At 67.1% G+C, this 25,034-nt stretch carries 31 protein-coding genes; 14 read left to right on the top strand and 17 right to left on the bottom strand.

Features of this window, described 5'->3' with window-relative positions; genetic code table 11:
- Window positions 1-199 precede the first annotated feature (199 nt).
- Window positions 200-649, top strand: a complete 450-nt coding sequence (locus BLW38_RS00635) for a DUF5807 family protein (protein WP_092812876.1) — start codon at window positions 200-202, stop codon at window positions 647-649.
- 59 nt (window positions 650-708) lie between these two features.
- On the opposite strand, the gene BLW38_RS00630 is transcribed toward BLW38_RS00635, so the two are convergent.
- Window positions 709-1,980 carry a DHH family phosphoesterase gene (locus BLW38_RS00630; protein ID WP_092812873.1) on the bottom strand — a complete coding sequence of 424 codons (1,272 nt, stop codon included), beginning with the start codon at window positions 1,978-1,980 and terminating at the stop codon, window positions 709-711.
- A 78-nt stretch (window positions 1,981-2,058) separates the two neighbouring features.
- Window positions 2,059-2,487 (bottom strand): universal stress protein, encoded by a 429-nt coding sequence (locus BLW38_RS00625; RefSeq protein ID WP_092812870.1) that lies wholly within the window; start codon window positions 2,485-2,487, stop codon window positions 2,059-2,061.
- 93 nt (window positions 2,488-2,580) lie between these two features.
- Between BLW38_RS00625 and BLW38_RS00620 the strand changes: the two genes are divergently transcribed.
- Window positions 2,581-3,030: a universal stress protein gene (locus BLW38_RS00620; RefSeq protein WP_092812867.1), complete on the top strand. Its 450-nt coding sequence runs from the start codon at window positions 2,581-2,583 to the stop codon at window positions 3,028-3,030.
- Between the two features lie 42 nt (window positions 3,031-3,072).
- On the opposite strand, the gene BLW38_RS00615 is transcribed toward BLW38_RS00620, so the two are convergent.
- The 4 genes from BLW38_RS00615 to BLW38_RS00600 form a co-directional block, all read right to left on the bottom strand.
- Entirely contained in the window at window positions 3,073-3,627 is a 555-nt protein-coding gene (locus BLW38_RS00615; RefSeq protein ID WP_092812864.1) for a GNAT family N-acetyltransferase, read from the bottom strand.
- On the bottom strand, window positions 3,624-3,998 hold the full coding sequence (locus tag BLW38_RS00610) for a universal stress protein (protein WP_092812861.1): 375 nt from the start codon (window positions 3,996-3,998) through the stop codon (window positions 3,624-3,626). The genes BLW38_RS00615 and BLW38_RS00610 overlap by 4 nt, the downstream gene beginning before the upstream one ends.
- A 170-nt stretch (window positions 3,999-4,168) precedes the next feature.
- On the bottom strand, window positions 4,169-6,787 hold the full coding sequence (locus BLW38_RS00605) for a heavy metal translocating P-type ATPase (protein WP_092812858.1): 2,619 nt from the start codon (window positions 6,785-6,787) through the stop codon (window positions 4,169-4,171).
- Between the two features lie 23 nt (window positions 6,788-6,810).
- The gene (locus tag BLW38_RS00600) at window positions 6,811-7,014 is read right to left on the bottom strand and encodes a hypothetical protein (protein ID WP_092812856.1); all 204 of its coding nucleotides are present in this window, start codon (window positions 7,012-7,014) and stop codon (window positions 6,811-6,813) included.
- Window positions 7,015-7,114: 100 nt separating this feature from the next.
- On the opposite strand from BLW38_RS00600, the gene BLW38_RS16080 reads away from it, so the two are divergent.
- The 6 genes from BLW38_RS16080 (at window position 7,115) to BLW38_RS00575 (ending at window position 10,922) form a co-directional block, all read left to right on the top strand.
- The gene (locus BLW38_RS16080) at window positions 7,115-7,288 is read left to right on the top strand and encodes a hypothetical protein (protein ID WP_177167387.1); all 174 of its coding nucleotides are present in this window, start codon (window positions 7,115-7,117) and stop codon (window positions 7,286-7,288) included.
- A 3-nt stretch (window positions 7,289-7,291) separates the two neighbouring features.
- Window positions 7,292-7,846 (top strand): cytochrome c oxidase subunit II, encoded by a 555-nt coding sequence (locus BLW38_RS00595; protein ID WP_092812853.1) that lies wholly within the window; start codon window positions 7,292-7,294, stop codon window positions 7,844-7,846.
- On the top strand, window positions 7,843-9,732 hold the full coding sequence (locus BLW38_RS00590; RefSeq protein ID WP_092812850.1) for a b(o/a)3-type cytochrome-c oxidase subunit 1: 1,890 nt from the start codon (window positions 7,843-7,845) through the stop codon (window positions 9,730-9,732). Before BLW38_RS00595 ends, BLW38_RS00590 begins: the two co-directional genes overlap by 4 nt.
- Window positions 9,732-9,956 (top strand): hypothetical protein, encoded by a 225-nt coding sequence (locus tag BLW38_RS00585; protein ID WP_092812847.1) that lies wholly within the window; start codon window positions 9,732-9,734, stop codon window positions 9,954-9,956. Before BLW38_RS00590 ends, BLW38_RS00585 begins: the two co-directional genes overlap by 1 nt.
- A 136-nt stretch (window positions 9,957-10,092) precedes the next feature.
- Window positions 10,093-10,356, top strand: coding sequence for a hypothetical protein (locus BLW38_RS00580; RefSeq protein WP_092812844.1), 264 nt, complete (start codon window positions 10,093-10,095; stop codon window positions 10,354-10,356).
- A 107-nt stretch (window positions 10,357-10,463) separates the two neighbouring features.
- Entirely contained in the window at window positions 10,464-10,922 is a 459-nt protein-coding gene (locus tag BLW38_RS00575; protein ID WP_092812841.1) for a universal stress protein, read from the top strand.
- A gap of 33 nt (window positions 10,923-10,955) precedes the next feature.
- On the opposite strand, the gene BLW38_RS00570 is transcribed toward BLW38_RS00575, so the two are convergent.
- The 8 genes from BLW38_RS00570 to BLW38_RS00535 all read right to left on the bottom strand — a co-directional run bounded on the left by BLW38_RS00570 (window position 10,956) and on the right by BLW38_RS00535 (window position 18,162).
- Complete coding sequence (locus BLW38_RS00570) at window positions 10,956-11,303, bottom strand: DsrE family protein (protein ID WP_092812838.1); 348 nt, start codon at window positions 11,301-11,303, stop codon at window positions 10,956-10,958.
- 59 nt (window positions 11,304-11,362) lie between these two features.
- Complete coding sequence (locus BLW38_RS00565; protein ID WP_092812835.1) at window positions 11,363-11,809, bottom strand: pyridoxamine 5'-phosphate oxidase family protein; 447 nt, start codon at window positions 11,807-11,809, stop codon at window positions 11,363-11,365.
- Between the two features lie 114 nt (window positions 11,810-11,923).
- A complete protein-coding gene (locus BLW38_RS00560; protein WP_245710017.1) occupies window positions 11,924-13,906 on the bottom strand; it encodes an SLC13 family permease in 1,983 nt (660 codons plus the stop codon).
- 119 nt (window positions 13,907-14,025) lie between these two features.
- Window positions 14,026-14,586 carry a class I SAM-dependent methyltransferase gene (locus BLW38_RS00555; RefSeq protein ID WP_092812833.1) on the bottom strand — a complete coding sequence of 187 codons (561 nt, stop codon included), beginning with the start codon at window positions 14,584-14,586 and terminating at the stop codon, window positions 14,026-14,028.
- A 66-nt stretch (window positions 14,587-14,652) separates the two neighbouring features.
- Window positions 14,653-15,918 carry an inorganic phosphate transporter gene (locus BLW38_RS00550; RefSeq protein ID WP_092812831.1) on the bottom strand — a complete coding sequence of 422 codons (1,266 nt, stop codon included), beginning with the start codon at window positions 15,916-15,918 and terminating at the stop codon, window positions 14,653-14,655.
- Between the two features lie 19 nt (window positions 15,919-15,937).
- Window positions 15,938-16,393 carry a YeeE/YedE family protein gene (locus tag BLW38_RS00545; protein WP_092812829.1) on the bottom strand — a complete coding sequence of 152 codons (456 nt, stop codon included), beginning with the start codon at window positions 16,391-16,393 and terminating at the stop codon, window positions 15,938-15,940.
- Window positions 16,390-16,947: a YeeE/YedE family protein gene (locus tag BLW38_RS00540; RefSeq protein WP_092812827.1), complete on the bottom strand. Its 558-nt coding sequence runs from the start codon at window positions 16,945-16,947 to the stop codon at window positions 16,390-16,392. The genes BLW38_RS00545 and BLW38_RS00540 overlap by 4 nt, the downstream gene beginning before the upstream one ends.
- 21 nt (window positions 16,948-16,968) lie before the next feature.
- On the bottom strand, window positions 16,969-18,162 hold the full coding sequence (locus BLW38_RS00535) for an MBL fold metallo-hydrolase (protein WP_092812824.1): 1,194 nt from the start codon (window positions 18,160-18,162) through the stop codon (window positions 16,969-16,971).
- A gap of 447 nt (window positions 18,163-18,609) precedes the next feature.
- Here BLW38_RS00535 and BLW38_RS00530 point away from each other — a divergent pair, with 447 nt between their 5' ends.
- Genes BLW38_RS00530 through BLW38_RS00520 form a run of 3 tightly spaced genes read left to right on the top strand, consistent with a single transcriptional unit; the run spans window position 18,610 to window position 20,344 of the window.
- Window positions 18,610-18,855 carry a sulfurtransferase TusA family protein gene (locus BLW38_RS00530; protein WP_092812821.1) on the top strand — a complete coding sequence of 82 codons (246 nt, stop codon included), beginning with the start codon at window positions 18,610-18,612 and terminating at the stop codon, window positions 18,853-18,855.
- Window positions 18,855-19,490, top strand: a complete 636-nt coding sequence (locus BLW38_RS00525; RefSeq protein ID WP_092812818.1) for a DsrE/DsrF/DrsH-like family protein — start codon at window positions 18,855-18,857, stop codon at window positions 19,488-19,490. Before BLW38_RS00530 ends, BLW38_RS00525 begins: the two co-directional genes overlap by 1 nt.
- Window positions 19,491-19,546: 56 nt before the next feature.
- On the top strand, window positions 19,547-20,344 hold the full coding sequence (locus BLW38_RS00520) for a ZIP family metal transporter (protein WP_092812815.1): 798 nt from the start codon (window positions 19,547-19,549) through the stop codon (window positions 20,342-20,344).
- Between the two features lie 39 nt (window positions 20,345-20,383).
- Here BLW38_RS00520 and BLW38_RS00515 read toward each other — a convergent pair whose 3' ends face one another.
- The 3 genes from BLW38_RS00515 to BLW38_RS00505 form a co-directional block, all read right to left on the bottom strand.
- A complete protein-coding gene (locus BLW38_RS00515) occupies window positions 20,384-20,734 on the bottom strand; it encodes a hypothetical protein (RefSeq protein ID WP_245710016.1) in 351 nt (116 codons plus the stop codon).
- Between the two features lie 3 nt (window positions 20,735-20,737).
- Window positions 20,738-21,853, bottom strand: coding sequence for an aminotransferase class V-fold PLP-dependent enzyme (locus BLW38_RS00510; protein ID WP_092812812.1), 1,116 nt, complete (start codon window positions 21,851-21,853; stop codon window positions 20,738-20,740).
- Window positions 21,854-22,088: 235 nt separating this feature from the next.
- Window positions 22,089-22,490 (bottom strand): helix-turn-helix domain-containing protein, encoded by a 402-nt coding sequence (locus tag BLW38_RS00505; protein ID WP_092812809.1) that lies wholly within the window; start codon window positions 22,488-22,490, stop codon window positions 22,089-22,091.
- A gap of 334 nt (window positions 22,491-22,824) precedes the next feature.
- Between BLW38_RS00505 and trxA the strand changes: the two genes are divergently transcribed.
- The 3 genes from trxA to BLW38_RS00490 all read left to right on the top strand — a co-directional run bounded on the left by trxA (window position 22,825) and on the right by BLW38_RS00490 (window position 24,953).
- Window positions 22,825-23,184 (top strand): thioredoxin, encoded by a 360-nt coding sequence (gene trxA / locus BLW38_RS00500; protein ID WP_092812806.1) that lies wholly within the window; start codon window positions 22,825-22,827, stop codon window positions 23,182-23,184.
- Between the two features lie 409 nt (window positions 23,185-23,593).
- On the top strand, window positions 23,594-23,761 hold the full coding sequence (locus BLW38_RS00495; protein ID WP_280535330.1) for a DUF7512 family protein: 168 nt from the start codon (window positions 23,594-23,596) through the stop codon (window positions 23,759-23,761).
- Window positions 23,762-23,897: 136 nt separating this feature from the next.
- Entirely contained in the window at window positions 23,898-24,953 is a 1,056-nt protein-coding gene (locus BLW38_RS00490) for a sulfite exporter TauE/SafE family protein (protein WP_092815387.1), read from the top strand.
- Window positions 24,954-25,034: the final 81 nt, after the last annotated feature.

The following is a 25,034-nucleotide window of genomic DNA, read 5'->3' as shown; positions in this document are numbered from 1 at the left end:
CAGGCGGCGCTGGAGGAGACACGGAACGACGCGCCGCGCACCCGCGACCCGTTCCGCGACGATGGTCAGGTGATGGGCCGGCTGCGTCGGTATCGCTTATAAACATCCGTGCGGCACGACGTGAGACGACCGACGCCCGGGCGAACCGTCGCAGGGTCGATGACGGGCGGCTTTTAGGTCGGGACGACCCAGGAGGGGTATGAGCGAACTCGACGAGTTTCTGGCAGGCGAGCGACTCGAGGACGTCGTGTTGTTCGTGAGCGACGACTTCCTCGACGACGACTCCCGACTTCGATCGATCGGAACCGAACGGGAACACGGCGTCCTGCTCGTGGTCGACGGGGAGCGCGGCCGGTCGGCGTTTCAGGCCGGCACCGGGATGGACGCGATGGGCTTCGCGAAGCAGGCGATGGGGACCGACGGGACGATCGCCAGGACGCTCGACGCGGCGGCCTGTCCAGCCGCGGACGACGAGCCGGCGGATGAGGCCGGCGAGGAACACGCGATCAGCTTCATCTTCGCGTTCGCCGAGGCCGAAAACGAGGAGGTCGGTGGACTCTACGCCGAGGGCGACGTGGTGCACGCGTACGCACAGTGTGCCTGCGGCGAGAGTTTCTCGCACAAGTGGGTCGTCGGCGATCGAGAGTAGCGGTCCGCGGCGGTCGGAACGGTGGTCCGCGGCGATCGGGATACCGCTCGCTGACGGGTTTACTCCGCGTCGGCGTCGGGGTCGGCGCTCGCCGATTCGGTTTCGTCCTCAACTGCAGCCGCATCAGCGACCGCCTCGAAGGCGCCGAGGATGACCTTGCGCGCGGCCTGTCCCTCGGTCGTCCAGTGGTGGGCGTAATCGAGCATATCGTCGTAGATGTCGGGCTTGCAGCCGGCGGCCTTGGGGTGGCCGCCGCCGTTGACGCGGCCGGCGACCTCGTGGGCACGCTCGAAGCCGTCCGATCCGCGGATCGAGGCGGAGCCGGCGGGCTTGACGATCACGGCCGCGTCGGCGCCGTCCTCACGAAGCGCCTCGGCGACCTCGTTCTGTGAACAGCGGCCGTAGGTGACTGCGACCGACCAGTCGCCCACCTCGTGGACGACCGCCCGGTCGACGGCGGCGTCGATCCGGTCGCGTTTCTCGACGCGTCGGTGCTCGAGGAATCGGTCGACCGTCTCGGGGAGGTTCGCACCGTAGGCGCCGACGACGGTGGTGTACTCCTCCGCACCGGTCCAGTAAGCGTAGTCGGCCAGGTCGTCGGAACGGGGATCCTCCTTGATCCAGAGGTCGTGGTCGCGGGTGACCGCGGCTAGCTCGTCCCAGCGGTCGTCGAAGTCGTGGGTCAGCGAGCGGAGCGCGACATCGGCGGTGCACTCCTCCTCGGAGTCGCCGACGACGAGGTCGACGCCGGCCGATCGGACAGCCGTGGCGGTTTCGTCATCCCACTGGTGGTGGTCGAACCACCGGATAGAGGCGGCGTGGTCGACGAGGTCCGTAAGGGGGTCGGCGATCCACTCGAAATCGTCGGGACACAGGTCACAGACGTACAGGTCGATCCCCGGCTCGGCGTACTCGAGGACGCGTTCGAGCGAATCGTCGATCGAGTAGGGACCGGCTGCGAGGAGCGCGACCGTCGATCGTTCGTGCGGCTCCAAGGCGTCGGCGTCCGGATCGTCAGCGGTTGTGTCGCCGTCCGGATCGTCAGCTGGTGTGTCGCCGTCCGGATCGTCCGCGATGCGGTCCGCGATGTCGGCCTCGAAGTCGGCGACGTCGAGGGCGGCGCCGTACTGCTCGCGAACCATCGCGGCACAGGCGAGTCCGTCGGCGTCCGCGTCGGCGATCACGACCGCCTCGACGTCGGTGAGCGTCTCCTCGGCGCGGCGCTCGGCGCGCTCCTCGTCGAGGGAGTCGGGGTAGAAAAAGCCCGCACCCGGGAGCCGTGTGCGCCGAGACAGCGGGATCGAATCGTCGTCGATGAGTTCCTCGTCCATACGCGAGCGACGGGCGGGACGTGGAAAACTCCGCGGTTCCGTGGACGCCGGCCCGGTCGCTCGACGATCGGAGCCGCCTCACTCCCCGGAGAGCTGGCGGACCGTGAGGACGGGAACGGGGCAGGTTCGGACGACACGCTCGGCGACCGACCCGATGAGGAACCGGTTCTCGCCGTGGCGACCGCGAGTCCCGGTCGCGACGGCGTCGGCGTCGACCTCGCGGGCGTACGCCGAGATCTCGGCCGCCGGGCGACCCTCCCGAACGGCGGTCTCGACCGGGACGGTGGCGTCGTGTTCGACCGCCTCGATCGCTTCCCGACCGCGGGAGTCGAGCGCGTCACGGAGGTCGTCACGGACCTCGTCCGGTGAGGATTCGACCTCGCCGCTGTCGATCACGTACAGCGCGTGAACCGTCGCGTCGAAGCGGTCTGCCAGGTCGAGCGCGACGTCGACGGCGCGACGCACGCTGTCGGAGCCGTCGGTGGCGATGACGATGGTGTCGAACATACGCGACGGTTCAGCCGCCCCGTGCTTAAAAGGGCCGCTCGAGGAGCGGTCGGGACAGGGGGGTTTTTGAGGGGCGAGACGAACCGATAGAACATGGCGACCCTCGACATCGACCTGGTGTTGGCCCCCGTAGACGGTAGCGACGAGTCACAGCAGGCGGTCGAGCACGCGATCGCGATCGCCGAGGAGTACGATGCGACCGTTCACGCGGTGTACGTCCTCGGGGAGGACGTCGCACGGGGGATCGAAACCGGCGCGGTCGACGAGTCGGTCGTCGCGACCGACACGGAGTCGTTCACCGAGACCGTCTTCGATCGGGCCGACGAACGGGGCGTCTCGGTGACGACCTCCATCGCGTACGGCTTCTCGACGAAGGTGAAAACGACCCATCCGGGCAGCGTCATCCTCGACACCGCCGAGGAGGTCGACGCCGACTTCCTCGTCGTGCCGCGGGAGCCGGTCTCGGGAGATCCGGGCGAGGTGCTCGAGAAAGCAGCCGAATACGTGTTGTTGTACGCGAGTCAGCCGGTGCTGTCGGTCTGACCCGGATGTCGGTCGACGCCAGTACCGGTCCGACGCCGGCTTTCATTCCGTCTCCGGCGGGTTCAGCCGGAGCGACATTCCGAGTTCGAAGCTCTCGGCGTCGGCGGTCTCGAAGCCGATCTTCTCGTACAGCGAGACCGCCGCGTGGTTCCAGCGCTCGACGGTGAGCCAGACGACCTCGACGTCGGCCGCCTGTCCGTGGCCAAGCAGGGCCTCGATGAGCCGGGTCCCGATGCCGGCCTCCTGGTACTCCTGGAGGACGAATATCGCGAGCTCGAAGCTCTCGGCGTCGTCGTAGGCCGGGACGAGCGTCGCGTGACCCGCGACGTCGTCGCCGTGCCACGCGAGGACGTTGTAACAGTCCCCTTCGAGGATCGTCGAGAGCCATCGCCGGATCTCCTCGGCGCCTCCTGGCGGAATCCCCTGTGCGCGGTCGGCCGGGTCGAACGCCTCGTACATCGTCGCGAGCGCGTCGTGTTCCTGCTCGCTTCCGTCGTAGGCACGGACCTCGATCTCGCGGTCGTTGCGGTCGGTGAACGTGATCGGCGGGGACGGGAAGTCGTCCGCGACCGTCTCGGGGAAGCGATCGGGCGTCATCGGACGAGCGTAACGGTCGTCTTGGCGTTCAACAGGACGAACTCGGCGATGCTGCCCAGCGTGATCTTTCCCATCGGGCTCGTCTGACCGCCGCCCAGCACGATCCGGTCGAAGCCTTCGTGTTCGGCGATATCGACGAGTCGACTGCCCGGATCGCCCTCGACGAGGCGAACCTCGACGTCGATGTCGGCGTCGATGTCGACGAGCGTGGCCTCAACGTGTTCGGCGACCTCAGCAGGCGTGCGGTCGGAGTCGGGGTTCTCGAGCACCGCAACCACGAGTTCGTCGCCGGCAGCGACGGCGCGGTCGACCGTCCGTTCGAGCGCGCGAAGCGAATCGTCGCTGCCGCCGATCCCGAGCAGGACCTTCATACTCCGCAGTCGACGCCCCACCTAAAAAACGTTGTTCGTCGGAACATCCGTCAGCGTCGACGGCTGATGGTTACGACGTCGACGGCTGATGGTTACGACGTCGACGGCTGATGGTTACGACGTCGACGGCCGGCTTCCAACTGGTCGGTGATCGTCGAGCACCCGACTGGTCAGCGGTCGTCAAGGATCGCTCGCGAGGAGTTGAGCACCACGAGGAGACTGCTCGACCCCATGGCGAGGGCGGCCAGCAGCGGATTCAACACCCCAGCGACCGCAAGCGGGATCGCGACCGCGTTGTACAGGAGCGCCCAGCCGAGGTTGGCACGAATCCGACCGGTCGTCCCCGCGATCAGCGCGAACAGCTCCGGGATCGCGGCCAGTCGATCCTCGAGAACGACCGCGTCGGCGGCATCGACGGCCAGATCCGTCCCCCCCGAGACCGCGATCCCGAGCGTCGCAGCCGCGAGCGCGGGCGCATCGTTGCTCCCATCGCCAACCATCGCGACTGACCGCGTCGCCGCAAGCCGGGAGACCGTCTCGGCTTTCGCCTCCGGCGGAACCCCGGCGAACACGCGGTCGATCGACGGATGTGACTCGAACCGCGAGGCAGCCTCGGGACTGTCGCCGGTCAACACGACGATCTCCATCCCCCGATCGGCGAGGTTCGACACGACCGACTCCCAGCCGTCACGCACGTCGTCACCGACGGCGATCACGCCACGAACGGCGCCGTCCCACCCGACGAGCACGGGAACGTTACCTCGGGACCGAACGGTCGAAACGCGGGCGTCGACTGCCTCAGGGATCGTCCAGTCATCGAACAGGGATGGGTGGCCGACGCGATGGTCGACGCCATCGATCGTTCCGACGACGCCGCGATCCCGGACGGCCACGTCGACATCGAGGTCGGGATCGACGCCTCCGTCAACGCTGGTGTCAGCGGCGACGCTGGCGGCGAGTGATGAACCGGCGGGTGACGGATCGGCGGCGGTTGACGGCGGATCGGCGTCAGTGGAATCGTCCATCCCGGTCGCGTCCTCGAGACGACCGCCGTCGGCGACCCGGTCGGTGGTCGTCTCCGCCCGGTCGACGATCGCCGTCGCGACCGGATGTGGGGAGGCACGCTCGAGGACGGCGGCCCGGGCGAGTATCTGGCCCGCGTCGCTCGGATCGTCGATCGACCCGCCGGCCGGGTGCGTATCGATGACGGGCTCAATATCGAGAACGCGCATCTCGCCGTCCGTGAGCGTGCCGGTCTTGTCGAAGACGATCGTGTCGATCGAGCCGGCGCGCTCGAAGACGGCCGCGGAGGCGATCACGATCCCACGCTCCGCAGCCTCGCGGATCCCGGCGGCGACCGCGAGCGGGGTCGCGAGCCCGAACGCACACGGACACGAGACGATGAGCACGGTGAGCGCGACCAGGGCGGCGGTGGAGAGGGTCGCGCCGCTCGCCAGCCGAAGGAGGCCGACGACGACGGCGACCGTCACGACGAGGGGGACGAAGACCGTCGCGAGTCGGTCGGCCAAGCGCTGAGCGCCCGAGCGCGCGCTCTGGACGTCCCAGAGCAACTCGACGAGCCGGTCCAGGGTACTCGTCGCGTCCGCGCCGACGCGAACGACGAGCGGCGCGTCGGTGACGACCGTTCCACCGCGGACGGCGTCCTCGGGGCGTTTCGTGTCCGGGATCGACTCGCCGGTGACGAGCGCCTCGTCGACGGCGGCGGTTCCCTCGATCACCGTCCCGTCGAGCGGGACGCGCTCGCCCGGGAGAACCCGCAGGCGATCGCCGGGATCGACGTCCGCAAGCGGGACCTCCTCGCCGTCGGCCAGCCTGGCCGTGTCGTCCATCGCGGCGGTCAGCTCCGAGAGGAGGCCGGTTGCACGACGTTTGATCCGGGTTTCGTAGATCCCGCCGCCGGTGACCACGAGGATGACGGCGATCGTCACGTCGAAGTAGAGGTCCGTCCGCCCGAGGAGCATCGCCAGGGTGCTGTAGACGTAGGAACTGACCGCGGCGAGCGACACGAGGAGGTCCATGTTCGGCTGCCGGGCGCGAAGGCTCACGTACGCGCCGCGAAGGATCGGGAAGCCGGTATACAAGAGCACGACCGAGGTGAACACCCAGATCTGCGCGAACAGATACCGACCGGAGAGGCCGCCGAGATCGACGAGCGGGGCGTAGCCGAAGTAGGTCGGGTACAAAAAGAGGACGTACCACAGCATCGCCATCATCCCGAAGAGCCCGCCCCCGACGAGGAACCGGACGACGTCGACGGCATCGTCCTCGGTCGACGACCGGTCCCGGCGATCGGTGGCCTCGTAGCCCGCGGTCGAGAGGACGTCCGTCAGGCCCGCATCGTCGATCCGGTCCGGGTCGTGGTCGACGCGAACCGTGTCGGTCGCGTAGCTCGCGGTCGCTGCCTCGACACCGTCGGCCCGTGCCGCGGTCACCTCGAGGAAGCGCTCGCAGGTCGCACAGTGCATCCCGTCGACGTGAAGATACGTCGTCTCGAGGTCGTCCACGGCTGCCGCCGTATCGGTGGCAACGGCTTCGGTGCTTGCCGGAGCGTCGACGGCAGTCTCGGTACTCGCCGGATCGGCGGTCGCTGAGCCGGCCTGGGTGCCGAGCGCGGCGTCGACGTCCTCGGCGGCCGCCTCGAGGCCCGCCATCCCGCCGAGCGAGCGGGAGACCTCGAGACAGCCCCGACAGCAGAACTCGCCCTCGACGTCGGGGCCGGTGACCGGGTCCGCAGGCGTGGGGAGATCACAGAGGGTGCACGTGGCCATCTCGGAGCGAGGCTCTCCCTGGGCTATGCGGCCGACGTCTCGGCCTCGGCATCGTGGTGTGCCGACCCGGTTTCGCCGCCGGTCGCCCGAACGAGGCTCCCGACGATGATGAGCACGTTGACGACCGCGAGCGCGACGACCGCCTCGCCGCGGGAGAGGGCGAAGACGATCGCCGTCGGCGTCGCGAGGAGGCCGAGGAGCACGATCCGTTGCGGCGGAAAGTCCATACCCTGAACGTGTAGGCCTGGGAATAAATAGACGTGGGGCGATCTCAGGCCGCGGGACCACCCTGCGAATATAAGTGGCCGAGTTCGGTAACTTTTGCCTATGGGTACGACAGACAGCGAGCAGACGGCGGCGGGACTGATCGAGGACCCGAAGTCGTTCGACCCGAAGGGAACCCTCGCGTTGATCCTGGTGTATTTCTGCATCCTGGTGACGATGTGGGTGTACATCTATTTCGTGGAGTTCCTCGGGAACGACCTGATCGTGGTGGGGTGACCGATGCACGTTCACAGCTACGAGAAGATCTGGCTGGCGCTGGGACTGGGACTGATCCTGCTGCTGATCGGTTCGGTCACCTACGGCGCGGTCGGCCCCGGCGTCTCGATGGTCGCCGCCGACCAGCCGACGGTCGATCCGACGGCGCTCGACGAGGACGACCGCTTCGCCGAGCCGCGCGTCGAACAGGTGGGCGAGAACGAGTACGAGGCGTACGTCGTCGCCTACCAGTTCGGCTTCGAGCCCGATCCGATCGTGATACCGGCGAACAGCACGGTGACGTTTATGGTGACCTCCCGGGACGTGACCCACGGCTTCGAGGTGGTGGGAACGAACGCCAACACGATGGTGATCCCCGGCGAGGTTTCGACGCTGACCGTCGAGACCGGGGGGCCGACCGAGTACGGGGTCATCTGTAACGAGTACTGCGGGGCCGCCCACCACGGGATGGAGGCCACGATCGAGGTCGTTCCGCAGGACGAGTTCGAGTCGTCGACCGGTGGCTCGACCGATTCCGGGGGATCGACCGACGGCGACGGAAGCGGAGGTGACCAATGACCGCGACCGCGGACGCACCGGCGACCACGTCGCCCGACGCGACCAATGAACCAGTAACGAACGAGGACGACCCGGACGGGGACGGGGATGGAGCCGCGACCCCGGAGGGAACCTTCTACGACCGGTTCCCCGCGGAGGCGCGGATCGTCCGGGCCACCTTCCTCGGGGCGTTCCTGGCGTTCGCGATCGGGACGACGTTCGGGATCATCCAGACGCTCCATCGGACCGGGATCGCCCGGCCGTTCAGCTCGGTCGACTACTACACGTTCCTCACGGCTCACGGCGTGTTCCTGGTGTTGAGCTTCACCATCTTCTTCCTGGTCGGCGTGTTCACCTGGGCGCTCGTGCGGAGCCTGGACCGCCCGCTCGTGAACACGCGGTTCTCCTGGGCGTGGTACGGGCTGATGGCGGTCGGGATGACGCTGACGGGGATCACGATCCTCGCCGGGTTCACGAGCGCCGTGGACCTGAGCGCCGACGTGCTCTTCACCTTCTACGCGCCGCTGCAGGCGCACCCGCTGTTCTACGGCGGACTGGCGGTGTTCCTCGTCGGAACCTGGCTGGCGGGGCTCGACTGGTGGCGGACGTACCTCGCCTGGCGCCGCGAGAACCCGGACGAGCGGATCCCGCTGCAGACCTTCATGGTCTTGACCACGACGATTATGTGGTACGTGGCGACGTCGGCGCTGGCGATCTCGGTGCTGTTCTTCCTGCTGCCGTGGTCGCTGGGGCTGATCGAGACGGTCAATCCGACGCTGACGCGGACGCTGTTCTGGTTCTTCGGCCACCCGGTCGTCTACTTCTGGCTGATGCCGGCGTACCTCCTGTGGTACACCGTCCTGCCGTCGATCGCCGGCGGCCGGCTGTTCAGCGACCCCCTCGCACGGGTGGTCTTCGTGCTGTTCCTCCTGCTGTCCACCCCGGTCGGGATCCACCACCAGTACCTCGACCCGGGCATCGCGGAGGGCTTCAAATTCGTCTCGATGACGAACACGATGTTCCTCCTGTTGCCGAGCCTGCTGACGGCCTTTACCGTCGTCGCGAGCGTGGAATACGGTGCCCGCGTTCGTGGCGGAACCGGCCTCTTCGGCTGGCTGCGCACGCTGCCGTGGCGTGACCCGGCGTTCACCGGAATGATGCTCGCCGGGCTGATGTTCGCGGCCGGCGGCTACTCCGGGATGGTCAACGCGGGAATGAACATCAACTACCTCATCCACAACACCATCTGGGTTCCCGGCCACTTCCACCTCACCGTGGGGACTGCCGTCGCGTTGACGTTCATGGCGGCGACCTACTGGCTGTGGCCCCAGATCACCAACAAGCCGATCTACAGCAAACAGATCGGACTGGCGCAGGTCGTCCTCTGGTTCGCGGGGATGGCCCTGATGTCCAACGCGATGCACGCACAGGGACTGCTCGGCGCCCCACGCCGGACGGCTGAGCCCGAGTACGCCGGCTTCGAGTACGGAACCGCCTTCGGCGGCTTCCAGGAGCTGAACGTCCAGATCGCCATCGGCGGGACGATCCTCTTCGCCTCCGCCGTGTTGTTCCTCAGCAACGTCGTCCTGACGATGGGGAACAGCCGGACTGACGGGCTCGCAGAGACGATCTCCGAGCCGATCTCCGGGCCGGAGGACGCGCCGCTCGTCCTCGACAACATCCGGCTGTGGGGCGGGATCGCGGTCCTGCTCGTACTCCTCGCGTACGCGCTCCCGATCGTCGCGATCATCCAACGTGGCGGCCTGTTCGGACCCGGCGGCGAGGCGTTCCCGATGGTCCTCGACGCGCTCTCGATCCTGGTGGACCGAGCCCCGGACGCCATCGCGCTCCTCACTGACCGAGCGGTCGACGCGCTCGGCGGCGGCCGGCTCGGGGGGTGGCCGTGATGGTCGATCTGTCGGTCACCCGCGGCGGCCTCCTGGTCGCGCTCGCGGTGCTCGGGGTCGGGCTCTACGAGTTCCGCACGCTGCTCGAGTTCCTCGGACTGAGCGTGCCGATCATCCCGTACCTGGTCGCCGTCGTCCTGCTCGTGTTCGGGATCTACGGCTACGTCGCCTTCTTCGACAAGTGGGGGACGGGGACGGAGATCGTCGAGGCCGACTCGGAGTAGCGGGACGGGACAGCCACGACGTCGCCGATCCGGGTCCCGCTTGTTCCGTTTCACGAACCGTTCGTGCCGATCGGTGTTCCAACGTCGTGAGAATCGGCGTCGTTGGTTTAAGAGTAGGATGTGTACATCCACGTGTATGTCACAGAACCGATCGGTCTCACGGCTCGACGGGACGATCAAGCTCATCGGCGCGGTCCTGCTCGGAGTCGCCGTGGTCCTCGGCGGCGCGGTGGCCGCGATCACGGTCGCCGGAATGGGTGTCATTTCGGTCTCCCCGGTGGGGATCGGGACGGTTATGTTCGGTGCGATCGCGGTCGCGCTGTTCCTGCTGGCCGGCCGGAACGTCGGTCGGGACCGAAACCGGCGAAACGGTCGATCGTCGACGGACCGAACCGCGTGAACCGTCTCAGTCGTCGTCGCCGACGTCGCCGGGAGAGACGGACCGGCTAGTCGGGGCCGCCAGTCGGACCGCATAGACCTTTGTAGGACCCGCCCGAATCCGCTATCGTGTACACCGACGTACTTCTCGCGACCGACGGGAGCGGGACCGCCAGGGAGGCGACCGATCACGCGATCGCCCTCGCGTCGGCTCACGACGCGACGCTGCACGCCGTCTACGTCGTCGAGACGCGGACCGCCTACGACAACGCGATCGTCGACCCGGAGACCGTCCGCGAGAACCTCCGGCAGGAGGGCGAGGCGGCCACCGAAGCGGTCAGAGCGGCCGCCGGCCCGGACCTGGAGGTCGTCACCGAGATCCGGACGGGCGTCCCCCACGAGGAACTACTCGCGTACGTTCGGGAGGCCGGGATCGACCTGATCGTGATGGGGTCGACGGGACGATCCACGATGAAGACCGTCCTGCTTGGGAGCACCGCCGCGGCGGTCGTCGAGGACGCCGACGTTCCGGTCGTCCTTGTCGGCGAGGCGGAATCGGCTGATGCCGAACCGGCCGTCGAGGACTGACGATCTTCGGCGACCGATCCATCGCCTCCGTACTCACCCGATCGTTAGGACGCGGTCGGACTCGGTGACGATCTCGAGCAGGTCGGCCATCGTCGACATCGGGCAGTAATCGCTTCCCTCCTCGTTGCGAAGGTCCAGACAGGTTCCACAGGCCTCGAGGTCGCCGCCGGCGTCGACGAACGCCGTCATCCGGTCGCGGACGTCGAAGGTGTCGTGGGTGATCTCCTCGCTCTCGACGCCGGCACCTAACAGGAAGACGGAGACGTCATGGCCGTCCTCCACCGCCGTGATCCCGAGTCGAAAGGCGTTCCACACGCGTTCGGGGTCGTTCGTTTCGATCACGATACCGAGCTGCTCGCCAGCGGAGTCGTCGTCCTGCATCTTGTTTGTGTATAATACACCCAATACTATAAACACACCGGTGAACGTCGATATCCGCGTCAGCGGCGGACCGGCCGTTCGGTCCGAGCGGTCAGTTCCGCGGGGTCGAGGCGGTAGAACTCGAAGTCGATCGTCTCCGGCGGGGTGCCGAAGATCTCGACGAAGGGAATGTGGACGCGCTCGAGGCCCTGGAGCGCCTCGAGCGCGACGTCGTCGTCGGTGGTCGCCACGAGGCGCCCCTCGGCGACGACGCTGTTCCAGCGGTCCTCACGTTGCCCGTACGCGACGAACGAGACGGAACGGTCCGTCGGATCGCCCTTCCGGCTCTCGACGCCGGTTGCAAGCCGGAAGTAGAACGTCTCGCCGACGGGATCGTAGCCGTAGGAGACGGGAATCGAGTGAGGCGGCGTCTCCGCGTCCGTGCTGAACGACAGCACGCCGGTGCCGCCGGTGCCGAGGAACTCGTCGCGCTCGTCGTCGCCAAGCTGGATGACGTCCGGAGCCATACGGAACCTACGGGCGGTACCGGGAAAACCGTTCCCCGCATCGCGGCGTCGTGATCACGAGCCGGATCGAGATAGGTGATTCTTGACCACCTGCCGCGCCGACCGTCGCGGGAATCACAGCCCCCAGCCGACCACGATCCCCACGGTGGTCACGACCGCCACGAGCAGTTGCAGCGGGCCGCCGACACGGAGGAAGTCGCTGAACCGGTAGCCGCCCGGCCCGTAGACCATCAGGTTCGTCTGATAGCCGACCGGGGTCATGAAGGACGTCGCTGACGCGAAGGTGACCGCAAGCAGGAAGGCGAACGGGTTGGCGCCGAAGCCGACCGCCGCGTCGACGGCGACCGGGATCATCAACACGACGGTGGCCACCGGCGTGATGACGTTGGCGAGCAACGCCGTCACGACGGTGAACAGGAACAGGACGCCGATGGGCGGAAGGACCTGAGCGGTCGCGACGAGCAGCTCCGAGAGCATCGCGGCGCCGCCGGTCCGGTCCATCGCCAGACCGAGGGGAATGACTCCCGCGAGCAGGAAGACCACGTTCCAGGAGACGGCGTCGTAGGCGTCCGCAGGGCGTAGACAGCCGGTGACAACCATCGCGAAGACGCCGGCCAGCGCGGCGATCACGATGGGGAGTGCGCCGAGGGCGGCAATCCCGACGACGCCGACCATAATCGCCACCGCGACCGGTGCGGTGTCCGATATCGGCGCGATGTCGGCTGGGTCCGCGGACGCGAGTCGCTCGACGGCGGTTTCCTCAGCAACGAGAAGGTCGCCGGTATCGGTGAAATACCGGATCGAGGGCGGTGTCGTACGGACCAACAGCAGGTCGCCCGCCTGAAGCTGGAGGGCCGACAGACCGGACCGGTGGAGTTCCCCCGCCCGTCGAACCGCGAGCACGGTCGTGCGGTGGTACTCGGAGAGCCCGGTTTCGGCGATCGTCTCCCCGATGTAACGGGATCCCTCCGGAACGATCGCTCTGGCCAACGTCCCGTCCGTCTCGGCGGTCTCGAAGGTCTCCTCGGTGACGTCCTCACGGACCAGCTGTGCGAGATCGGTCGCCTCACGGAACCGGTTGATCGCCTGGAGCGTCCCGTGGACGACGAGGCGGTCCTCGGCCCGGATCGGCTCCGCGGAGTCGGGACCCGAACGGGCCGACCCGTTCCGACGGAGCTGCAGGATCCGGACGTCCGGAACGTCGGCATCGAGCGTGTCGATCGATCGCCCGATGACGGGTGAGTCGGACCGAACGCGCATCATCGCGAGGTGGTCATCGAGATCGAACTCGTCGATCGGGTCGGCGTCGACCGGAACCCGTGCAGGGACCAGGCGTCGACCGACCGTCAGCAGGTAGACGGTCCCGACGCCGAGGACCACGACGCCGAGGCCCGTGAACTCGAACATCCCGATCCCGTCGCGGCCGTCGATCAGGATCCGGGCAAAATCGCTCGCGAGGATGTTCGTCGAGGTGCCGATGACCGTGAGGGTGCCGCCGAGGATGGCCGCGTACGAGAGGGGCAACAGCAGCTTCGAGGGGCTGATCCGCGTCTCCGCCGCCAGGTCGGTGATCATCGGCACGAAGACCGCGACGACCGGCGTGTTGTTGATGAACCCCGCGAGCGGACCGGCCGTACAGACGGTCGCCACGAGCGCCCGGAACTCGCTGCCCGCGGTGAGGTCGGCGAGGTGAACGCCGAGGCGCCGGACCAGGCCGGTCGCCTGGATCCCCGCGCTCAGCATATACATCGCGATGATGGTGACCGTCGCCGGATTGGCAAACCCCGAGATCGCGCCACGAGCGTCCACCCCCGTCCACGGTTCAAGCAGGACGAGCGCGGCCATGACGCCGATCGCTGTGACGTCGTTGGGAATCGCTTCGGTGACGAAGAGCACGAGCGCCGCGAGGATGAGCCCGAACACGACCGTCGCGCCGGAGACCTCGACGATCGCCGCCGCGTCCAGCGCTGCAGGGGGCAACTCCAGTCCGGTCGGGGCCGCCGACACGGTCATCGTCACCTCGGGGGCATCATGTGCATCGTGCGCAGTGAGCACAGCAAGCGCATCGGGCACGTTGAGGACCGAGTCGGGCACCATATCTCACTGTGGGTGGTCCGCGACTTGATTGTTCGTACCCCGACCACGGAGTCGATCGACTCCGCCTCGGGCTGGCTTCCGGATCAGGCTGGCTTCCGGATCGCCACGACCAAAAACGGCTACTCCTGGATCGCGACCACGAGGAAGGTCTCCGGTCGCTCCTCGGCACGAACCACCTCAAATCCCCCCGCCTCGAGCGCATCGGTGGCGTCGGCCGCGTCGTATCGCTCCTCGACCGGCGGACCCACCTCGCGCATCCCGTCGGCCGACCAATCGGCGATGGCGAGGCGACCACCGGGGGTGATCGTCCTGGCGAGCGTCGCGATCGACTCCTCGGTCGTGAACTCGTGGTAGGTCATCGTCGAGAACGCGCCGTCGAGGGCGTCCGCCTCGAACGGGAGGTCGGCGACGTCGCTCGTCACGAACGCGACGTTGTCGGGCGCACCCTTCTCGCGGTAGTAGTCGTGCATCTCCGGTTGGACGTCGACCGCGTGGACGGTGTCGACGTACGGAGCGACGTCGTCCGTGTAAAATCCGGTCCCGCTGCCCAGGTCGGCGAGAACGTCGTCCGGAGCGGGATCGATCGCCGCGACCAGTTCGTCACGGGACAGATACCGGTAGCGTTGCTCGGCCTCCTCGAGTTTGGACGCACGGTCGGCGTCGAAGGTATGAAAACCCATACCGCTCGTTGACGGCGCATCGATAAAACCGGTCGGGTCGATCGCCGCCCATCAAACGGTCGTCAGTCAGATCGCCGCCAGAGCGATCCCGTACCCAAGCAGGAACGCAACCGCGAAGGAGGCGATCCACGCGAGGATCGTGAGGCCGATCTTTCGCGGGTCGATCGCGTCCCATCCGCCGACCGCAGCGCCGCTGCCGACCATCGCGGAGACGATGATCTCGTTGAACGAGACGGGCACGCCGAGCAGGACCGCCAGCTGTGCGATCAGAAAGGACGGAACGAGCGCGGCGATCGACCGCCGCGGGCCGAGCGAGGAATACTCCTGCGCGAGCGAGCTGATCATCCGGGGCGCCCCGGTCCAGGACCCGACGAGAATCCCGAGGCCGCCGCCGACGAGGATCGCGACGCTCGGAACGGACTCGACCGTGTCGAAAAGCGGCACCAGCGGCCCGACCGCCAGGCCAACCTGGCTCCCGCCGGCCGAGAAGGCCACGAGCGCGCCGAGCGCGAGCAGGACCCGTCGCAGCCCGCCTGCCTGATCCCGGCGGACGTCCCACCGGGCGAGCACGGCGAGCGCGAGCGCGATGCCGACCGTCACGGCGGCCCGGCCGAGAGGAAGGGTGATGCCGGCAACTGTGATCGGAATACCGCCACCGACCGGGAGCGGAATACCGCCACCGAGCGCAGAGACGGGCCCGCCGTGTCCCGCCCATTCCCGCAGGGCCTCGGCGACGGCGACGGCTATCGATCCCGACCCATCATCGGGGCCGAGGAACGCGAACCCGACGTTCGCGAGAACGGCGCCGACGACCCCGACCAGGAGGGGGACGCTGCGCGATTCCGGGACGTCGGACCGTGGAAGAACGCTCGCGATGGCGAAGGCAATACCACCGCCAACAAACGGGGTCAATAGCCAGACGGCGCCGATCTCGAGGTACGTGCTCGGAACGGGCGTGCCGCCGATCGCGAGACCCACACCGATCACGGATCCGGTGACGGTGAACGCGGTCGCGATCGGGTAGCCGGTTCGGATCCCGACGGCCATCAGCCCCGCGCCGACGAGGAGAACGATGATGACGCCCGCAACCGGAAGGGTGACGCCACCAATGAGCCCGCGACCCACGGCCGCCGAGACGTTGCCACCCTGGGTGACCGCGCCCGCGAACCCGAGGATGCCGACCACGAAGGCGGCCCGCATCGTGGCGATCGCGTCGGCGCCGACCGCGGGCGCGAACGGAGTTGCGCCGCTGGAGCCGGCACCGATGACCCACGCCATAAACAGGCTGGCGATGGCCGCAGCCACGAAGAGGAGTATCGTCGTTGGATCCATCGTAAAAAGCACTTGCGGGTTACCGTGCCGATGCGTCGCCGGATGACGGGCGGCTCCGCCACCACCCCTGGAGGTACGCGCCGAGGAACATCCCGGCGATCGCCCAGAGGATGGTCACGTTGCCGATCCCGAGGCTGGCGTAGGCGGCGCCCGGACAGATCCCGGACAGCCCCCAGCCGACGCCGAAGATCGCGCCCCCGACGAGGACGTTCCGGTCGAACGACTTCAGGCGGCGCTCGAAGGGATCACCGGTCAGCGGCGCCGCATCGGCGATCCGCGGCAGCACCGCGAAGGCGATCCCCGTGACGATCGCCGCGCCGAACATCACGAACGGGAGGCCGAAGTCCGCGAACTGCAGGAACGCGAGCACGACCTCCGGACGCGCCATCTGGCTGAATCCGAGCCCGAACCCGAAGATCACCCCGCCGAGGAGGATCAGCGGAAGGAACGCGGGATGACGGTCCCGGTTCGTCACGGTGACACCCCCAGCGCCGCGACGACCTGCGCGGTGACGATGGCGACCAGCAGGAAGGTTATCACGCCCGCGATCGAGGTCTTCGAAGCCGACCCGACCCCACAGACGCCGTGACCGGAGGTACACCCCTTTCCGACCCGGGTTCCGATCCCGACGAGGATCCCGCCGAGGAACAGCCGCCACGGCTGGACCTCGGTGAGCCAGAGCGTCACGCCGCCGAGTTCATAGAGTCGACCCGTCGATCCGGACTGATACAGCGAGGTGGTGATCAGTCCCGACTGGACCGTCGCCGCGAAGAGCGCGGCCCCGAGGACGATGCCGAACGTGAACACGAGCCGCCAGCCCCGCGAGGCGACATACCGCTTGAACCGCGACTGGTCGGAGACGTACGAGAGCGTCGACTCGAGGAACGTGCTCGCCCCCGCCGCGATCCCCGTGCCGACGTAGATCACGGTCGCGCCGAGCCCGACCAACAGCCCTCCGACGACGTATCTGCTGAGCCCGTTCGGGAACGGATCCGCGAACACCTGAAGCAGCGCCGGATCGACGATCATCGACGCAATGGACATCGGTGCTTAGTCACCCGCCAGCGACTCCTGGCTGGCTGCGCAGTTGTTGGGACCGAGTTCGAGAGTGAACGCCTCCTCGTCGTCGACGACCTCCTGTCCGAGGTTCGTCGCGATGATCGACTCGTAGTTGGCGGGACGCGGCGGCATATCCGAGAGGACCAGCTCGACGAACGCGCCCTCATCCATCGAGAGCGCGTCCATCCGCCGCTTCAGATCGCCGATCGAAGCGGTGTAGGTACCGTCGGCGGCCGGATCGGCCGCGTCGCTGAAGTGTGCACCGCCGACGAGCGTGTCATCGGGCAGCGTCAACACACGTTCCTGCAGCGACTCGTAGAGCATTCGGGCGGCGTCCGGGGCGCCCTCGTCGCCCTCCTCGAGGTCGGGGCGGGCGACGCTCTCGATGAAGAGCCCGTCGCCGGTGGCGAGGAGACCACCGTCAACGAGGTAGGAAGTCATCCCGGTCGTGTGGCCCGGCGTGTGAACGGCCTCGATCGTGGCACCGCCAACCGCGAAGCCGTCGCCGTCGGCCGCGGTGGTCAGATCGTCGGCGTAGGTGACTCCACGATCGACGGCCGGCTCCGGGATCACGCCCTCAACCCCGCGGTCGACGAGCGCGCGAACCCCGGAGATGTGGTCGGCGTGGATGTGAGTGTCGAGCGCGTAGACCAACTCGGCCCCGCGTTCCTGGACATCGGCCAGGTAGCGGTCGGTGAACGCCCGCAGAGGGTCGATCACGGCCGCCTCTTCCCCGTCGACGAGGAGGTATCCCAGACAGCCCGAGGAGGGTCGCTGATACTGCAACAGCGTCCCGGCACCGTCGTAGCCGGTCACCTCGACGGCCTCGTAGATCCGGGCCCAGCCGTTCATTCCGTCCGCGACGTGGTTCACGTCGTAGCCGAGTTCGGCGAGCGTTCCGGCGACGTACTCGCTGGCGCCGCCCTTCGCACAGATGACCGAGACCTGGCGGTCGGTCGGGATCCGATCGAGGACGTCCTCGTCGACCTCATCCTCGAGGAACTCGAAGTACGGGACGTTGATCGACTCGACCGTCTCGCCGTCGACGTGCCACTCCTCGTACTCCGACTGCATCCGCGCATCGAGGAGCGTGACGTCCTCGCCGGCGTCGATCCGGTCCTTCAGCGTCTCTGGTTCGATCGACTCCACGTCCGCATCCGGTGTGGGGAAGTCTTCCGGGTTCATTGCGTGTACTCCACCATACCGGTTGGCGGCATATAAGAGTTTGTATAGTAATTCATATATTACACAATATAGTTCGGCCGCGGTGCCGGCCGGCCAGTGCGGCGGGACAGTCGGTGACGAGACGAGCGGCAACGGACGAACGGGGACGAGATGGCTGATGACGGGACGAGTGACGGCGGGACGAACGAGGACGAGAGGGTCCGTGACGGGACGAGCGGCCACGGGCTGACCGCTGGCGGCGTCGATCGGCTATGATCGGTTTCCGGAGAGGCGATCCGGCCGTCGAGATCGCTTCCACACACTCGCGCGTATCTATAAATGCGAATATACGAGTGACGGCCGTAACCGGAGTACAGTTGTGTATAGAAGATACAAGAATCGACATCCTTATAATTCCCCATCCGGTATTGTGTGGTAGCTCCAATACAACAACGGAGTGCATATCCAATGACCACAGTAAACGACGTGACGGAGACGCTCGACGTGAAAGGCGCATCGTGCCCGATGCCAGTTATCAAGACGAAGGGAGCGATCGACGATCTCGACGTCGACGATATCCTGGAGGTACTGGCCACCGACGCCGGCAGTATGAGCGACCTCGACGGCTGGGCGGCCGGAACCGAGGGGGTCGAGCTCCTCAAGCAGGTCGAGGAGGGCGACGTGTACAAACACTACGTGCGGAAGACGGCGTGATGAGCACGGATACCGAACCGTCGGCGGCAGACGGATCAGCGGAGGCGACCGACGATGCCGAAGCAGCGAACGCATCGGGGGCGGTCGACGAGCAGCCGACCGAGGCCGAGCTTCGCGACCGCATCGCGGAACTCGAGGATACGGTGGCGAGCCTCGAGGCCGACGCCAACGACGGCACGACCAAGCTGACGATCGTGGCGACCCAGGGGAGTTTCGACATGGCCTATCCCCCGCTCATCCTCGCGAGCACGGCGGCCGCCTTCGGCTGGGACGTCGTCGTGTTCCACACGTTCTGGGGGCTCGACATCCTCCACGAGGAGAAATCGGACGACCTGAAACTCTCGGCGATCGGCAATCCGAATATGCCGATGCCGAACGCTCTCGCAGCCCTCCCCGGAATGGACCGGCTGGCGACGCGAATGATGGAGAACAAGATCGACGACAACGGCACCGCGACGATCGACGAGCTCATCGAGCTCTCGCTGGATCAGGGTGTCGACCTCCAGGCGTGTCAGATGACGATCGACCTAATGGGCTACGACGAGGACGACTTCCACGACGGCGTCACCGTCGGCGTCGGCGCCGCGACGGCCCTGCAGCACATGGCCGAATCCGACGTCCAGCTGCTCGTGTGATCGGCCCGACCCATTCGGGACGTAACTTTTAAACGACGTACACGAACCACGGAACGATGGCACTTCTAGAGAATCTCGTCGTCGTATTTCTTGCCGGCCTGGTGACGGCGCTTGCGACCGGTCTGGGCGCGCTTCCGTTCTTCGTCTTCGAGGAGATCAGCGATCGATGGACGGTCGTGTTGTGGGGGCTCGCCTCGGGGATTATGGTCTCGGCGTCGCTGTTCGGCCTCATCGAGGAGGGTCTCGCCGAGGGAACCCCGACCGAGATCGCGATCGGGATGGCCGCTGGCGTCGCCCTCGTCGTGGTGGTCCACGAGGTGCTGCTCGACGTCGAGATCGATCCCCGCGAGTACGAACAGGCCGACTTCACGAAGCTCGTGTTGATCCTCGGCGTGTTGACCGTCCACAGCTTCCCGGAGGGGATCGCCGTTGGCGTCTCCTTTGCGGATCTCGGACTTGAGGGTGGATACGAGATCCTCGGGTTGACGGTCCCGCTGCTTGCGGTCTTTATGACCGTCGCGATCTCCATCCACAACGTTCCCGAAGGGACCGCGATCGCGATCCCGCTGCGGGCGATGGGCGTCTCAAACCCACGGATGGTCTGGTGGGCAGTCTTCTCGAGTCTCCCGCAGCCGATCGGCGCCGTGATCGCCTTCGCGTTCGTTCGAACCGCCCGCGAATTCCTCCCGTACGGGTTCGGGTTCGCGGCGGGCGCGATGATCTATCTGGTCCTCTCCGAGTTCATCCCGGAGGCGCTGTCGATCGGCGAGTCGCTGCCGAACGGAGGGAAACGCGAACTCGTGACGGGAGTGCTCCTCGGCGTTGCCGTGATGCTCCCGCTGTCGATCATCTAGGCGGTCGGTCGTCGACCATCCATCGTCGATCACCGGTCGTCACACGACGTCGTCCGGGTCGTGATCGGCGGACATCCGGGACGCTTCGGTCGCATACCGGTCCCGACGATCGGGGTCCTCGACGGCGCCGAGGTTCCCGGGCTCGACCTCGATCGCGGCGGTCGTGTCGCGCACGTCGGTGAAACTCGTCAGCGCGCGCTCCTTGCGGAAGTATCGCGTCCCGTCGGGAGTCGCATACACGAGGATGACCATGTTCTGTTCGTCGTCCGAGTAGGTCCGCTCCACGAGCCAGACGCGAACCGTGCCGGGGTCGCCATCGGTGTCGCCGTCGGCGTGAGAGTCAGAAGCGCCATCGGAGACGGGAGCGCCATCGGCGTCGGGAGCACCCATCGGTCACCACTCCGCGGAGAGGGCGTCGATCAATCGGTCGACCTCGCGTTCGGTGTTGACTGCGTGCACGGAGGCCCGGACCGCTTCCGGGAACGGGAGATCCCGGAGGCGGATCCCCTCGTCCGCGAGCCGGTCGACCGTCGTGGCCGGGTCATCGACGTCGATCGTCACGAGGCCGGATTCGGGCTCGGCCGGACTCAGGAGACGGTCCTCGGGGACGCCATCGGCAAGCCGCCCGGCGAGTTCGTGGATCCGGTCCCGGATCCGGTCGACGCCGATCGACTCGATCGTCGTGATCGCCTCCCCGAGTGCGACGTGTGGGGCCGGGTTCGCGGTCCCGACCTCGAAACGGCGGGCCCCGGCCGCGAGCTCGTAGGGGTCCGCAGTCGGCGTCTCGACGCTGCGGTAGCCCAGCGATCGGGGATGGAGAGCGTCGACGACGTCCCCGTCGACGTGGAGGAAGCCGCCGCCCCAGAGGCCGAGCAGCCACTTGTGCCCGGCCGCCGCGACGGCGTCAGCGCCCCAGTCGGTGACGTCCATCGGGGCCTGTCCGGGGACCTGTACCGCGTCGACGAGGGTGAACGTCCCGGCCTCGCGGGCGATGTCAACCAGCTCTGCGACGGGGAGCCAGGTGCCGTGAGTCCAGGTGAGCGCCGAGAAACAGACGAGCCGCGCGTCCGCGACGGCCTCGGCGAACGCGTCGCGATCGATCCGGCCGCCGCTCGTCGGGACGACGCGAACCTCGATCCCCTCCCGTTTGAGCCGGTCCCACGGGAGGATCCCGGCCGGATGTTCGAGGTCCGTTCGGACGACCACGTCGCCAGGCTCCCAGTCGATCGCGTTCGCGATCGCGTTGATCCCCGCGGTCGTGCTCTCGGTAAGGGCGATCCCCTCGGGGGCCGCGCCGACGAAGGACGCGACCGTTTCCCGGACGTCGTCGATCGCCTCCGCGGCGGTCTGGTAGGGGTTCTCCCGGACCGGCGCGTCGTACTCGAAGGACTCGAGGAACGAGTCGGCGGCCTCGACGACGTATCGCGGGCTCGGTCCGTGTGCCCCGTAGTTGAAGTAGTCGACGTCCGCAAGCGCCGGGACGTCGGCGCGAAGCTCACGCGGGGTCATCGCCACACCGTCCGGATACGGGGCGTCGTCCTCCCGATCGGCGGTGCCGCCGTCGACGGGACGTCACTCGATCCGACGCGGGTCTCCGTAATCGTCGTCGCATTCATCACGTGCGAGTGTGGCCGGAGGACACATTAATCTTGTGAGCATTTTACAATATTTATATATAGATGTATCCAACGGGACGTGATCGGGGACGGCCACCCGATCGACTGCACCCACGCCACCGTATCACCTAGCTCTCGGCGGGGACGGTCGCGTCGGTCGATTCGTACTTGGTCTCGAACTCCTGGATGAGCTGCCCCATCTTGGCGTACCAGTCGTTGAGCAACCGCTGCATATTGTCGGCGATCTTCGAGGGATCGGTCGGCGAGTAGACGTGATAGTAACCGCCCTGGTCGTAGTTGACCTGGTCCTTCCGGATGAATCCCGTCTGGAGGAGCCGCTGGACGGCGCGGTAGGCGGTCGATCGTTCCCGATCGACGACCTCGGCGATCTCGTCGACCGTCAGGGGCTCCTCGGCGCGCACGAGCGCCTGAAAGCAGTCCCTATCGAGCTGTTTGAGGCCGTGGAAACACTCGAGCAGGCCCTCACACTCCATATCCTGCTGGAGTTGTTCCGACATCGAGTCTGGCATCGTTACTCGAGTGTTGTCGTCGAGTGCTTAAAAGGCTTGTGTAGATCGTGCAAGGCTACCTCGACCCGGGTTCACCGATTCGCCGACTCACCACGGTGCAGCAGTGAGTTCTCAGCGCGCTCCGGAGTCCCACGTACGAACCCTCACATCACACAGACTCGTCGTGCATCGCCCCCGAATCGTCTCGGATCGTGTCGGCGTCGATCGACCGAATCGGTGACGTTCGGATCAACGAGCGGCGGTAGCTACGGTATCGGGCGCCACATATCTGACGCACTTATATTGTGCCATACACCCAAAACTCTTAACTACCGTCGACGCCTAACGAACGATGATGGCAACCAATTCATCGGTCGATGCGAACGGGATGAACCGCGACGAGCCGGTCCACGTAAACGGGCAGGAAGCGCTCGACGGGATCGTGGCCGACGGCGGCGTCGTCCTGGTCGACTTTCACGCCGAGTGGTGTGGCCCCTGCAAGATGCTCGAACCGGTCGTCAAGACGCTTGCGGCCGAAACCGACGCCACGGTCGCGAAGGTCGACGTCGACGAGAACCAGGCGCTCGCGAGCGCCTACGGCGTTCGCGGCGTCCCGACGCTCGTCCTGTTCGCCGACGGCGAGCAGGTCGAGGAGGTCGTTGGCGCCCAGCCCGAAGACCAGCTCCGGGCGCTGATCGACCGCCACACCGCCTAACCCGAGCCGAACCCGATCGCCACCGGACGCCCGCCGAGGTCGACTCGGCTCCCGCCGTTTCCGTTCCCTTCTCGCCGATCGGTTGCATCGCGTTCGCCCAGTCGTCGTTCCCGTGACCGATCGCCGCCGTCCGCCTGAAAGCAGACGCCAGCCGACAAGGTGCTCCATCAAAGGTGATCCGTCGAAGGTGATCCGTTGACTATGACCACGCAGCCATTATCCCGTGCCGATCGGGACCATAACGTATGCATAAGTTATCGATGGTGGGGGAGGAGTTACGGAGATATAGTATTGTACTATAGACCCACAACCGTTATATCCCCGTAAGCGGTACGATCGAGTGAGCAGAAATGTGCAAATTTCGAACGACCGGCCGACGGTCGAATCGACGAACGGAGGATCGACGACGATGGCGGGACTGACGGTTCCGAGCTGGGACCCGGTGGCGGCACGATTGATCGGGACGGTGCTGCTCGAAGCGATCGTGTTGTACGTCGGGTACGCAGGGCTCGAACGACTCGTGGGACCGGCGATCCTGAACGCGTTGGTTGGGGGTGACGGCGTTGGCAGCGAGTGAGATCCCGGCGACGGGCGTCGGACGTTCGATCGGTGGGGGCCTCGTCGATCTCCTCGGGAGCGTCGGCCTCATTGGTAGTGGCTTCGGCGGCGTCGGCGGCGTCGACGGGTTCTCCGTGTTCGGGACGGGCCCGGAGATGGCGGCGCTGTTCGTCGGGTTCGGACTCGTCGTCGGGATCCTCTTCGGCTTCTTCGGAATGGGCGGGTCCTTCCTCGTGACGCCCGCGCTGTTGCTGTTCGGCTACCAGCCCAGCGTGGCGGTCGGCAGCGGAATGGCCTTCGTCTTCGGAACCGCGGTGATCGCCACCCTGAAACACCACGACCTCGGGCAGGTCGACTACAAGCTGGGCGGGTTGATGATCGTCGGCACGACGATCGGCATCGAGGTCGGCCGGATGACGGTCTTCTACCTCCAGGACATCGGCCTTGCCGGCGGCGTTATCAACGTCATCTACGTCCTGCTGCTCGGTGGGATCGGCGCGATGGTCACCCGGGATGCACTCTCCGACGACGGGGACGCTGACGAGGAGGCCGACGGAGACGCCGACGAGAGCTCGGGGGCGGGCGGCCACGGTCACGGCGGATCCGACGAGGACGCCGACCTCTCGAACCACACCCCGCCGGCGATCGCGAAACGGATCCAGGAGACGGTCCGGATCCCGCCGATGGTCACTCTCCGCGGCGACGTTCGCGTCTCCGTGTGGGTGATCACGGCCGTCGCCTTCGCGACCGGGCTCCTCTCGGGGCTGCTCGGCGTCGGCGGCGGGTTCATCCGGATGCCCGCGATGATCTACGCGATCGGCGCGCCCGTGCCGGTCGCGGTCGGCACCGACCTCTTCGAGATCGTCTTCTCGGGCGGGATCGGCAGCTACCTCTACGGACAAAGCGGCGGGGTCGATCTCGGGATCGTCGTGCCGCTGCTGTTCGGCAGCGCGCTCGGCGCCCGGATCGGTTCGGCGGCGACCGCGGTCGTCGATTCCGAGGGCATCACGGTGTACTTCGGCGGAATGCTCCTTGCCGGCTCGGTCGCGGTCGCGATCGGCGAACTCGGCGGGTTACTGGGGATCGCCCTCCTCGAAACGGTCGGACTGGTGTTGGTGCTGGGCGCCGCCGTGGCCGTCGCCGGCGCGATCGTCGTGACGACGCTGCGGACGCTCCGAACCGAGTCCCGACCCACATCGGTCGCGGAGTGAGGGTCGCGGGATCGGTCCCGTTGACGCCGCTTTCGACCAGGGACCTGACGATCGACGGGGAACGCTTTTGGCCGCCGGTCG

Origin of the sequence: Halopenitus malekzadehii (genome assembly GCF_900108505.1) — an archaeon.
GTDB lineage: Archaea > Halobacteriota > Halobacteria > Halobacteriales > Haloferacaceae > Halopenitus > Halopenitus malekzadehii.
Note: the sequence above shows the minus strand (reverse complement) of the source record. Positions and strands in the feature narration are given on the sequence as shown.

Bases quoted from the DNA above. Each gene is read 5' to 3' on its own strand.
- BLW38_RS00635 (WP_092812876.1), top strand. From the start codon at position 200: ATGAGCGAACTCGACGAGTTTCTGGCAGGCGAGCGACTCGAGGACGTC.
- BLW38_RS00630 (WP_092812873.1), bottom strand. From the start codon at position 1,980: ATGGACGAGGAACTCATCGACGACGATTCGATCCCGCTGTCTCGGCGC.
- BLW38_RS00625 (WP_092812870.1), bottom strand. From the start codon at position 2,487: ATGTTCGACACCATCGTCATCGCCACCGACGGCTCCGACAGCGTGCGT.
- BLW38_RS00620 (WP_092812867.1), top strand. From the start codon at position 2,581: ATGGCGACCCTCGACATCGACCTGGTGTTGGCCCCCGTAGACGGTAGC.
- BLW38_RS00615 (WP_092812864.1), bottom strand. From the start codon at position 3,627: ATGACGCCCGATCGCTTCCCCGAGACGGTCGCGGACGACTTCCCGTCC.
- BLW38_RS00610 (WP_092812861.1), bottom strand. From the start codon at position 3,998: ATGAAGGTCCTGCTCGGGATCGGCGGCAGCGACGATTCGCTTCGCGCG.
- BLW38_RS00605 (WP_092812858.1), bottom strand. From the start codon at position 6,787: ATGGCCACGTGCACCCTCTGTGATCTCCCCACGCCTGCGGACCCGGTC.
- BLW38_RS00600 (WP_092812856.1), bottom strand. From the start codon at position 7,014: ATGGACTTTCCGCCGCAACGGATCGTGCTCCTCGGCCTCCTCGCGACG.
- BLW38_RS16080 (WP_177167387.1), top strand. From the start codon at position 7,115: ATGGGTACGACAGACAGCGAGCAGACGGCGGCGGGACTGATCGAGGAC.
- BLW38_RS00595 (WP_092812853.1), top strand. From the start codon at position 7,292: ATGCACGTTCACAGCTACGAGAAGATCTGGCTGGCGCTGGGACTGGGA.
- BLW38_RS00590 (WP_092812850.1), top strand. From the start codon at position 7,843: ATGACCGCGACCGCGGACGCACCGGCGACCACGTCGCCCGACGCGACC.
- BLW38_RS00585 (WP_092812847.1), top strand. From the start codon at position 9,732: ATGGTCGATCTGTCGGTCACCCGCGGCGGCCTCCTGGTCGCGCTCGCG.
- BLW38_RS00580 (WP_092812844.1), top strand. From the start codon at position 10,093: ATGTCACAGAACCGATCGGTCTCACGGCTCGACGGGACGATCAAGCTC.
- BLW38_RS00570 (WP_092812838.1), bottom strand. From the start codon at position 11,303: ATGCAGGACGACGACTCCGCTGGCGAGCAGCTCGGTATCGTGATCGAA.
- BLW38_RS00565 (WP_092812835.1), bottom strand. From the start codon at position 11,809: ATGGCTCCGGACGTCATCCAGCTTGGCGACGACGAGCGCGACGAGTTC.
- BLW38_RS00560 (WP_245710017.1), bottom strand. From the start codon at position 13,906: ATGGTGCCCGACTCGGTCCTCAACGTGCCCGATGCGCTTGCTGTGCTC.
- BLW38_RS00555 (WP_092812833.1), bottom strand. From the start codon at position 14,586: ATGGGTTTTCATACCTTCGACGCCGACCGTGCGTCCAAACTCGAGGAG.
- BLW38_RS00550 (WP_092812831.1), bottom strand. From the start codon at position 15,918: ATGGATCCAACGACGATACTCCTCTTCGTGGCTGCGGCCATCGCCAGC.
- BLW38_RS00540 (WP_092812827.1), bottom strand. From the start codon at position 16,947: ATGATCGTCGATCCGGCGCTGCTTCAGGTGTTCGCGGATCCGTTCCCG.
- BLW38_RS00535 (WP_092812824.1), bottom strand. From the start codon at position 18,162: ATGAACCCGGAAGACTTCCCCACACCGGATGCGGACGTGGAGTCGATC.
- BLW38_RS00530 (WP_092812821.1), top strand. From the start codon at position 18,610: ATGACCACAGTAAACGACGTGACGGAGACGCTCGACGTGAAAGGCGCA.
- BLW38_RS00525 (WP_092812818.1), top strand. From the start codon at position 18,855: ATGAGCACGGATACCGAACCGTCGGCGGCAGACGGATCAGCGGAGGCG.
- BLW38_RS00520 (WP_092812815.1), top strand. From the start codon at position 19,547: ATGGCACTTCTAGAGAATCTCGTCGTCGTATTTCTTGCCGGCCTGGTG.
- BLW38_RS00515 (WP_245710016.1), bottom strand. From the start codon at position 20,734: ATGGGTGCTCCCGACGCCGATGGCGCTCCCGTCTCCGATGGCGCTTCT.
- BLW38_RS00510 (WP_092812812.1), bottom strand. From the start codon at position 21,853: ATGACCCCGCGTGAGCTTCGCGCCGACGTCCCGGCGCTTGCGGACGTC.
- BLW38_RS00505 (WP_092812809.1), bottom strand. From the start codon at position 22,490: ATGCCAGACTCGATGTCGGAACAACTCCAGCAGGATATGGAGTGTGAG.
- trxA (WP_092812806.1), top strand. From the start codon at position 22,825: ATGGCAACCAATTCATCGGTCGATGCGAACGGGATGAACCGCGACGAG.
- BLW38_RS00495 (WP_280535330.1), top strand. From the start codon at position 23,594: ATGGCGGGACTGACGGTTCCGAGCTGGGACCCGGTGGCGGCACGATTG.
- BLW38_RS00490 (WP_092815387.1), top strand. From the start codon at position 23,898: ATGGCGGCGCTGTTCGTCGGGTTCGGACTCGTCGTCGGGATCCTCTTC.